7 protein-coding genes are annotated in these 6,937 nt (G+C 69.9%); 2 read left to right on the top strand and 5 right to left on the bottom strand.

The annotated features are described in order from the left end of the window. From ABT324_RS17020 to ABT324_RS17000, 5 genes are all read right to left on the bottom strand, one after another. On the bottom strand, window positions 1–692 hold a 692-nt coding region (locus ABT324_RS17020), incomplete at its 3' end, for an Hsp70 family protein (RefSeq protein WP_351177698.1). 218 nt (window positions 693–910) lie between these two features. Further along, a complete protein-coding gene (locus ABT324_RS17015; protein ID WP_351177695.1) occupies window positions 911–1,693 on the bottom strand; it encodes a DUF4097 family beta strand repeat-containing protein in 783 nt (260 codons plus the stop codon). A gap of 111 nt (window positions 1,694–1,804) precedes the next feature. Further along, a complete protein-coding gene (locus ABT324_RS17010; protein ID WP_351177692.1) occupies window positions 1,805–2,419 on the bottom strand; it encodes a TetR/AcrR family transcriptional regulator in 615 nt (204 codons plus the stop codon). Continuing rightward, window positions 2,416–2,739 carry a DMT family transporter gene (locus ABT324_RS17005; protein WP_351177690.1) on the bottom strand — a complete coding sequence of 108 codons (324 nt, stop codon included), beginning with the start codon at window positions 2,737–2,739 and terminating at the stop codon, window positions 2,416–2,418. The genes ABT324_RS17010 and ABT324_RS17005 overlap by 4 nt, the downstream gene beginning before the upstream one ends. 83 nt (window positions 2,740–2,822) lie before the next feature. Continuing rightward, window positions 2,823–3,257: a DUF1707 SHOCT-like domain-containing protein gene (locus ABT324_RS17000; protein ID WP_351177688.1), complete on the bottom strand. Its 435-nt coding sequence runs from the start codon at window positions 3,255–3,257 to the stop codon at window positions 2,823–2,825. Window positions 3,258–3,633: 376 nt separating this feature from the next. Here ABT324_RS17000 and ABT324_RS16995 point away from each other — a divergent pair, with 376 nt between their 5' ends. Both ABT324_RS16995 and ABT324_RS16990 read left to right on the top strand, forming a co-directional pair. Next, window positions 3,634–5,856 (top strand): (Fe-S)-binding protein, encoded by a 2,223-nt coding sequence (locus ABT324_RS16995; protein WP_351177686.1) that lies wholly within the window; start codon window positions 3,634–3,636, stop codon window positions 5,854–5,856. A 180-nt stretch (window positions 5,857–6,036) separates the two neighbouring features. Then, window positions 6,037–6,933: a sigma-70 family RNA polymerase sigma factor gene (locus tag ABT324_RS16990; protein ID WP_351177684.1), complete on the top strand. Its 897-nt coding sequence runs from the start codon at window positions 6,037–6,039 to the stop codon at window positions 6,931–6,933. Window positions 6,934–6,937 lie beyond the last annotated feature (4 nt).

Genomic DNA, 6,937 nt, shown 5'->3' with positions numbered 1-6,937 from the left:
ATGGCCATCCGGTCCTTGGTCAGGTCGATGCCCGACGAGGACTTGAACTTCTCCACCAGCCACTCGACGATGCGCTCGTCCCAGTCGTCACCACCGAGGTGGTTGTCACCACTGGTGGCCCGCACCTCGACGACGCCCTCACCGATCTCCAGCAGCGAGACGTCGAAGGTGCCGCCACCGAGGTCGAAGACCAGGATGGTCTGTTCCTTCTCGCCCTTGTCCAGGCCGTAGGCCAGCGCGGCCGCGGTCGGCTCGTTGACGATGCGCAGCACGTTCAGGCCGGCGATCTGACCGGCTTCCTTGGTGGCCTGCCGCTGGGCGTCCTCGAAGTAGGCCGGGACGGTGATCACCGCGTCGGTGACGTCCTCGCCCAGGTAGGCCTCGGCGTCCCGCTTGAGCTTCATCAGCACGCGGGCGCTGATCTCCTGCGGGGTGTAGGGCTTGTCGTCGATCTGGACCTTCCAGTCGGTGCCCATGTGCCGCTTGACCGACCGGATGGTGCGGTCCACGTTGGTGACCGCCTGGTTCTTCGCGGGCTGACCGGTGAGGATCTCGCCGTTCTTCGCGAAGGCCACGATGGACGGCGTGGTCCGCGAGCCCTCGGAGTTGGCGATCACCGTCGGTTCACCGCCCTCCAGGACGGAAACGACGGAGTTGGTCGTCCCCAGGTCGATGCCGACCGCTCGCGCCATGCTTGATTCCTCCCGACTTCTTGCCTGTGCGCCCAGCAGCCACCAGGGCCCTGAGCCTTGCTTACTCAAGTTCTACCCACTGCACAACAGCACCGTCAATCGGGTTGAGCGCAGCTCACTCAAGCTTTCTGCCAGAACAACGCCCGGCCAGCCACGGGAGTTCCACGGAGTGACGCGAACCACCCGCCCGGGCGATCGAGGTCCGGGCCCGGCGCGGCTCAGGAGTGCACGCGGATCTCGCCGCTGCCGGTGGACAGCGTCAGCTGCTTGCTGGCGGACGGGTCCTGGGCCACCCGGACGTCCGCGTCACCGCTGCCGGTGTCGGTGCTCACCCGGTAACGGTCGGCGGGCAGCCGCAGCTCGATGCTGCCGGAACCGGAGTCGGCGACGATCTCCGCGCCGCGCAGGTCGGCCCCGGTGATCTCACCGCTGCCGGTCTCCGCCTCGACCCGCCCACCGAGGTCGACGAGCTCGATGCGCCCCGACCCGCTGCGCACCTCGACCGGCTCGTCGACGTCGCGCACGTGCACCGACCCGGAGCCGGTCCGGGCGGTCACCGGCCCGGAGATCGCCCGCAGGTCGATCGAGCCGGAACCGACCTCGGCCTGCACCGACCGCATGCCGACCACGGTCAGCGACCCGGAGCCGAGCTCCCCCGCCACCGGTACCGGCGCGGGCAGCGCGACCTGGTAGGACACCTCGCAGTTCCACCCGCAGCTGGTGTCCAGCACCAGCTCGCCGTCCTCGACCCGGTGCACGACCTCGTCGTCGCCGCCCCAGAGCGCGGCACCCCACCGCTCCACTCGCTGGGTGACCTCACCGCGCCCACCGGGCACGTACCGGATCTCCACCGACCCGGCCCCGTCACCGAGCTGCACGCGGTCGACGCCGCCGACCGGGTCGGTGCGCTGCTGCGTGGACGACAGCGGCCCCCCGAACGCCACCGCACCCCCGATCAGCACCAACGCGGCACCGCCGATCGCCAACCCCACCCGAGCCATGGCCGATTCCCCCTGTCCCCAGCACGTTCCGCGACGTTGAAACTACGCACCGGGGTGCGCACCGGGCATCGGGGTCCTCCCGGAATGAACCCGGATGCCGCGACCAGGGGTTCAGAGGTGGCCGCGGTCGCGCAGGTAGTCGACCGGCTGGACCAGGAAGCGCAGCACCGGTTCGAGGTCGTCCGCGGTGGGTGGTTCGTCGGCGATGAGGCCCTGCATGAGGATGCCGTCGAGCGCCGCGAACAGGGCCCGGACGACGGGCTCGTCGCCGCCGCGACCGCCGTTGACGTAACCGGCGGCGGCCTCGATCCAGCGGCGCGCGGCCGGGCGCAGCGCCGGGCGGCGGGCCGCCAGCAGGTACAGCTCGTACTCGCCGAGGGTGCGCTCGCGGTGCTCGCGCAGGACCCCGGCCAGGTTCTCCGCGATCACCCGGGGCCAGTCGGTGCGCTGCTGGACCTGCTCGTGCATCTGGTCCACCTGCGCGATGAGCGCCTCGCAGCCCTCCAGCAGCGCGGCCACCAGCAGGTCGTCGATGCTGTCGAAGTAGTACGCGATGGACGCGGGCGGGACGCTGGCCTCGCGCGCGATGTTGCGGTGGCTGACCGCGCCGACCCCGTCGCGGGCCACCACCCGCAGCGCCGCGTCGATGATCGCGCGGCGGCGGCGCTCGCCCTTGGCCCGGCGGCCGTCGGTCTCCTCGGCAGGGTCGCGCCGCGGCTGGGTCAATGCGCACCTCCCAGCTCCAGCGCGATGACCCCACCGATGATGAGCGCGATGCCCACGACCTGCACCGCGGTGATCGACTCACCGAGGAACACCGCGCCGATGATCGCCACCAGCGCGACCCCGGCCCCCGCCCAGATCGCGTAGGCGACGCCGACCGGCAGCCCCAGCTTGAGCACCGAGGCGAGCGCGGAGAAGGCGATCGCGTAGCCGACCACGACCAGGACCGAGGGGATCGGCTTGCTGAACCCCTCGGAGAGCTTCAGCGAGACGGTGGCGAGCACCTCGCTGAGGATCGCCACCGCCAGGACCAGGTAGGCCACGTCCGAACTCCCTCCGGAAGAAAACTGTACGAACGCCCCACTTTCAGGGCGCGCGGATGCCCCCGTCGCAGGGGGCACCCGGTTCAGTCGTCGGAGCGCTCGGACTTCCCGCCGCCGCCACCGAAGACCAGGTCACTGAGGATCACCGCGGCCCAGATGCCCAGCGGGATCATCGGCCAGAAGAAGCTGGGCTCACCGGAGGCGATGCTGGTGAACAGCCAGATCGCGACCAGGATGACCGCGACCCCACCCCAGTCCCGCCACTCCTTGACCTGCTTCCGCTTACGCTTCTCGCGCTTGGCGAGCTGCTTGGACCGCTTCGGCGGGGTCGGCTCGGGCAGGTCGGCGGTGAGCGGTTGGAGCTCACCGTAGGTGGTGGCCGCGTAAGCCTGCTGCAGGCGCTCGTCGTACTCCGGGAGGGAGAGGCGCCCCTCGTCCAACGCCGCCCGCAACCGCTGCGCCACGGCTTCCCGGTCACCGTCCGATGCGCGCATCGACCCGCTGTCCGCCCCAGTCATCACTACCCCCTGGACGTTCGGTGCCACCGAACGAACCGTTCACCTGAACAAATACGTGGCGAAAATCGCACTGCTCCCGCGAGGCCGCTCTGATCGACATCCACCAAGCGGAAGCCGCAACAGGATCGCAACCCCCGCCTCAGCCGTCTAACAGGAACAACCCGGACAACACCAGCAGCAGCACCCGGTGCCACCCGCGACTGACGGGGACAGCCTACCCGACAAACCTGAACGAATGCACAACTAGTTTTTCGGGCGGCCGTCTCGCAGAATCACCGACTGTTCCCGACATGCGCACAGCCCCCGTAGTTACCGGCGGGTAACAGGGCGTACGCTGCCCGAACGGACAACCCCCTCGAAACAGGAGGCCGCGAGCATGGGTGCTGTACAGATCACGCTTGGCGCGATCTCGGTCGCGCTCGGCGTCGTCGCGTGGAGCATGTTCGCCATGACCATCGCCCGGTTCGTGCGGATCATCCGCCTCGGGCAACCGGATGGCACCCGCAACGGCCCGGTGATGGCTCGGCTGGCGACCCTGGTCAAGGAGTTCGCCGCGCACACCAGGATGAACAAGTTCCGCAACGTCGGCGTGTGGCACTGGCTGGTGATGTGGGGCTTCCTGCTCGGCTCGCTGGCGCTGTTCGAGGCCTACGGCGAGGTGTTCGTGCCGACCTGGGGTTGGCCGTTCCTGAGCGACCTCGCGGTCTTCAGCCTGCTGATGGAGGTGCTCGGCGTCGGCACCGTGGTGGGCATCGTGGTGCTGATCGTGGTCCGACAGCGCAACCACCCGCGCCGCGCGGACCGGGTCTCGCGGTTCCAGGGATCCAACTTCAAGTGGGCGTACTTCATCGAGGCGGTCGTCCTGATCGAGGGCATCGGCATCCTCGGCGTGCGGGCCGCGAAGGCCGCGCTGGGCGTGCACCCGATGCCGCTGTGGTCGGAGTTCGTCTCCGGCCCGCTGGGCAGCCTGCTGCCCGCCAGCCCCGACCTGGTGTCGGTGTTCGCGTTCATCAAGCTGATGAGCGCCACCGTCTGGCTGATCGTGATCTCCCGGACCATGACGATGGGCATCGCCTGGCACCGGTTCAGCGCGTTCTTCAACATCTACTTCAAGCGCGAGGCGGATGGTGACGTGGCGCTGGGCGCGCTCAAGCCGATGATGTCGGCGGGCAAGCCGCTGGACTTCGAGGAGGCCGACCCGGACACCGACGTGTTCGGCGCGGGCAAGGTCGAGGACTTCTCCTGGAAGGGTTGGCTGGACTTCACCACCTGCACCGAGTGCGGTCGCTGCCAGTCGCAGTGCCCGGCGTGGAACACCGCCAAGCCGCTGTCGCCGAAGCTGCTGATCACCTCGCTGCGCGACCACGCCTACGCCAAGGCCCCGTACCTGCTGGCCGGTGGCCGCAAGGACATGGCCGGGGACGAGGTCGGCATCACCGGTGACGACGCCGAGGCCCGGCTGGCCGGGATCGACGCGCTGGCGCTGGCCGAGGCCGAGCGCCCGCTGATCGGTGGCCCGGAGGAGATGGGGGTCATCGACCCGGACGTGCTGTGGTCGTGCACCTCGTGCGGTGCCTGCGTGGAGCAGTGCCCGGTCGACATCGAGCACGTCGACCACATCGTGGACATGCGCCGCTACCAGGTGATGATCGAGTCGAACTTCCCGACCGAGCTGGGCGGGATGTTCAAGAACCTGGAGAACAAGGGCAACCCGTGGGGCCAGAACGCCAAGGACCGGCTGGCCTGGACCGAGGGCCTGGACTTCGAGGTCCCGGTCTTCGACGGCGAGCTGGCCGAGGACGTGGAGTACCTGTTCTGGGTCGGCTGCGCGGGTGCGTTCGAGGACCGGGCGAAGAAGACCACCCAGGCCGTCGCCGAGCTGCTGCACATGGCCGGGGTGAAGTACACGGTGCTGGGCCCGGAGGAGACCTGCACCGGCGACCCGGCCCGCCGCGCGGGCAACGAGTTCATCTTCCAGATGCTGGCCCAGCAGAACGTCGAGGTGCTCAACTCGGTCTTCGAGGGTCGCGAGCCGGGCAAGCGCAAGATCGTGGCGACCTGCGCGCACTGCTTCAACTCGCTGGCCAACGAGTACTCGCAGCTGGGCGGAGACTACGAGGTCGTGCACCACACCCAGCTGCTGAACAAGCTGGTCCGCGAGAAGCGCCTGACCCCGGTGGCCCCGGTGGCCGAGGACGTCACCTACCACGACCCCTGCTACCTGGGCCGGCACAACAAGGTCTACACCCCGCCGCGGGACCTGGTCGGCGCCTCGGGCGCGACCTTCCGCGAGATGCCGCGGCACGCCGACCGGTCGATGTGCTGCGGTGCCGGTGGCGCGCGGATGTGGATGGAGGAGCGCATCGGCAAGCGCATCAACGTCGAGCGCGTCGACGAGGCGCTCGGCACCGCGCCGTCGAAGATCGCCACCGGCTGCCCGTTCTGCAAGGTGATGCTCTCCGACGGCCTGACCGCCCGGCAGAGCGAGAAGGTCGCCTCGGAGTCGGTCGAGGTCGTCGACGTCGCCCAGCTCCTGCTCTCGGCCGTCAAGCGCGGCGAGAAGCAGGACAACGAGGACCCGGCACCGACCGGTAGCTGACGGATCAAGCGCTGGTGCCCCTCCGGATCCCGTCTGGAGGGGCACTTCCGCGTTCGCGGACTTCCCGTCCCGCGAGCCGACCCGGGGTAGCCAGCCGCGCACGTCGAGTTGCGGGTTCCGGCGTCATGTGCCGGTGGCCGGGGCGTCCCGGTATCGAGCGGTACCGGGAGCGGAGGGAAGATGGCAGAGACGCCCGAGGTCAGCGACGCCGAGTTGGTCGAGCTGGTCCGGTCCGGGGAGAAGTGCGCCTACGGGCAGCTCTACCGGCGGCACGTCCGCGCCGCCTACAAGACGGCGCGGCAGCTCTCGCGTTCCCCCAGCGAGATCGACGACCTGGTGTCCGAGGCGTTCGCCAACGTCCTCACCAGCCTGACCACCGGCGGCGGCCCCACCAGCGCGTTCCGCGCGTACCTGCTGACCACGCTGCGGAACCTGGCCTACGACCGGTCCCGGACCGCCCGGAAGGTGCACCTCGTCGAGGACGTCCAGTCCGTGGCGGAGGACTCGGCGGACCCCGTCGAGGACTTCGCGGTGGACGTGGCGGAGCGGACGCTCGCCGCGAAGGCCTTCGCCCGGCTCCCGGCGAACTGGCAGAAGGTGCTCTGGCACACCGAGATCAAGGGCCGCACGCCCGCCGAAGCCGCACCGCTGCTCGGGCTCACCCCCAACGCGGTGTCCGCCCTGTCCTACCGCGCCCGCGAAGGCCTGCGCCGCGAGTACCTGACGGCGCACCTGGCCGAGGTGTCCAACCCGCGTTGCCGGACGGTGATCAACCGGCTGGGCGCCTGGGCCCGCAACGCGCTGTCCAACCGCGACGAGCTCATCGTGGAAACCCACCTGCGCACCTGCGCCCGCTGCCGGGCGCTGGCCGACGAGGTCGCCGAGGTCAACAGCGGCATCCGCGCGATCATCGAACCCCTGGTCCGCGACGAGGCCGCCGCGGACCCCCGACGTCCCCGCAGCGGAAGGCCCCAGAACCTCCCGCCCTGGCTGCTCCTCCTGCTCAGCGCCCTCGTCCTGGCCATCTCGATGGCCTTCGCCTGGTCGAACCCGGTGTCGCCCAGCAGCTGGTCGTGAGTGC

Source organism: Saccharopolyspora sp. NPDC000359, assembly GCF_040300525.1.
Lineage (GTDB): Bacteria > Actinomycetota > Actinomycetes > Mycobacteriales > Pseudonocardiaceae > Saccharopolyspora.
The sequence above is the reverse complement of the archived record's forward strand: the minus strand, read 5'-3'. Positions and strand labels throughout refer to the sequence as shown.